Source organism: Bullifex sp., assembly GCF_034103065.1.
Taxonomy (GTDB): Bacteria; Spirochaetota; Spirochaetia; order Sphaerochaetales; family Sphaerochaetaceae; genus Bullifex.
In genome coordinates, this window is record NZ_JAXEGN010000115.1 from 1 (window position 1) to 2712 (window position 2712).

General features: G+C 34.3%; 2 protein-coding genes. Both read right to left on the reverse strand.

Annotation, left to right across the window (positions count from 1 at the left end):
- On the reverse strand, positions 1 to 1577 hold a 1577-nt coding region (gnpA, locus tag SOY52_RS04595; RefSeq protein WP_320847805.1), incomplete at its 3' end, for a 1,3-beta-galactosyl-N-acetylhexosamine phosphorylase.
- The coding region (locus tag SOY52_RS04600; RefSeq protein ID WP_320847806.1) for a hypothetical protein at positions 1577 to 2712 on the reverse strand (1136 nt) is incomplete at its 5' end. The genes SOY52_RS04600 and gnpA, both read right to left, overlap by 1 nt.

The following is a 2712-nucleotide window of genomic DNA, read 5'->3' on the forward strand; positions in this document are numbered from 1 at the left end:
CTTACTCTTGTTATTACCTCTTCATCTTCCCAATAGGAGCCACCAGTATGAGCTGTATCTTGATCTCCAACATTAATTATGCAGTCAAAAGAACTTAATAAGTTTTCATCATTCTTAATATCCTCAAAGCTGATAAATGAAACATCGAAAGGGGCTCCTGAAAGAGCTTCAATTACACCGGCATAACTGTAGTTTTGCTTTTGATAAAGCGCATGGTGAACCATGTGTGCTCCCCATGAGCGCATTTTACCCCAACAGTTTAATACTGCAACTTTCTTTAAAGAGTATGCTGTGGTACCTTTAGCATTTTCATAGAGCTCTCTAAATTCATTACAAACGCTATTAACATATTCAATAAACTCAGGGAACTTTAGTGCAAGTTTTAGATATCCACCATAACCAATTCTATCAATAGGGCTTCTTAGAATAGCTCTTCTTGCGGTTACCCAATTGTACTTTGCCTCTTTTACAGGGTCTCCACCTTCATAAAAGGTGTCTGGGAAGAAATATGGTAAAAGTCTTCCTTCTGTATATTTTACTCCTTTAATATCACTGATGAGTCTTAAAGTTGAACCATTTCCAACAGAGCCAACAATTGCATCTACACCTGAATTTTTAAACTCATCTAAAAATGGTTCTGTACCGATCCAATGGTCACCTAAGAACATCATTGCTTCTTTACCATATTCATGACAGATATCGGTAAATTCTTTAATTAGTGCACATACCTCTTTGTTTTGGAATTTTATGAAGTCTCTATACTCTTTACTAGGTACTCTATATTGACCGTTGTAATAGCCCTGGTCGATGATGTATTCAGGTCTAAATTTATAGCCGACCTCATTTTCAAATTTCTCTAAAATATAAGGTGAAACAGAAGCAGAATAACCATACCAGTCTACATACTTTTCTCTTGCCTTTTCATCAAAGAGTAGGGTGAATTGGTGGAAGAAGGTAGTAAATCGAATTACATCGACGTAATCATGTTCTTGGATAAACTTTCTTAATCTTTGAAGAGAGAATTCATGAGTAGCAGGTTGCCTAACATCGAATGTCATCTGAGGCTCGATAGTCCAACCATTTGTTACTGCATTATACATATGAACAGGATCCCACATGATAAATGCTAAAAATGAGACAGTATAAGCATGAAATGGTTTTGCTTTTATAGTAACTTGATAACCTTCCTCTTGATAGGTCCAATCAGAAATAACATCTCCTGTAGTTCTATCAATTACTTCCCACCATCTTTTATTATCTTTACCATTTGGTTTAAGCATAGCAGGGTAAAGGCCATACATTAATGGAATTGTGAGACTTTCATCTGCTGCTGTATAAAATGGAGTCATTACATAAACTTGTTGAATTTCTTCAGGATGTGCTTTAGCCCATACATTATCTTTTCTTGTTGTGTAATATGTTTTATATATTTTAGCATTTTGGCCTTTGAGCTCTTCAGGAAACTCTGTTCCATCACAATCTCGAATTGCATCGGCACCCCATTTTTTTAATATTTCAATAGTCTCTGGTACTATATCTAAATCAGTTGGGATCGTGACTCTTCCTTTTAATTCCATTACTTTACCTCTCTAATAATATTATTTTCCAATTTGACGTTGCCGTCATCCATCCTCTTTCTGAAAAGTGGTGTAGCTACTTTCTTATTAATTACATTATCCCTAATTAGTCCATTAGGATTTTTTGCCATGCTAAAGATTCCTCCAAGATCATCATCAATTACATTATTAATAAAGGATGAATCAATAGCTTCTTCAAGACAGAACATTACTGTTCCACCTTCATTTAATGAGCTGAAATTGTGTTCATATAATGTAGACCAGCCTGAGTCTGCATCATATGCCATTCCATCTTGGTTTAACCTTGTTGTTCTTGCTAAATTATTCCTAAATTCAGCATTGAGACACTTCCAAGGCCAAATTCCAGCACCAACTTTACCACCTCTATTATGAGGTTTTAGATAGTATCTATCGTTTATTTGGCAAGCGGCTTCATCACTTAGATTGTTATTTACAATAGGATTATCTGAGTACATTACTGTAATAGCATCTCCTGCTGCTTGCTTAACATAGCAATTTTCAATTCTTACATTCTTGTGCCCATAAACTTTAAATGCATCTTCTTTGTATTTTGTGCCTTTAAAATTTTCATGAGCATATGTATAGCCTATAGCTATTCCCCAGCGGGAAGTTCTATAAACAAAGCATTTTGAGATAAGTATGTTCTCAAAACGTGAGAAAGTATTCTTACTTGGTTTTGAACAAGTAAAATAAATTCCTCCATTGTTTAAATGTTTATCATAGATATTTCCATAAACGTCGTGGATAAATAGATCTTCAAGAACAATATTACTCATTACTTCAATATTTCTTGCAACAGCTGAAACACCAGTAGCACAGTAATATTCATCACCAACTTTATCATTAATAATTTCAAGGTTTGTGATTGTTATATTAGAACAATCTTCTAAATGAATAGTTGAAGAAATATTTCCACAGTAACGGTGAGTAGGGCTATCCAGTTCGCATCCATAGTCTTGATACCAAATGCCTTCACCTTTAGCATTGATAATTGGTTTTTCACCTTCTCCATAACTTGAAATAGTAATATTTGATAAACCCTTTAAATGAATATATTCACCATTAAATACTGAGTCTCTTTCAAGAAGTATTTTATCTCCACTTTCAAGAGAAA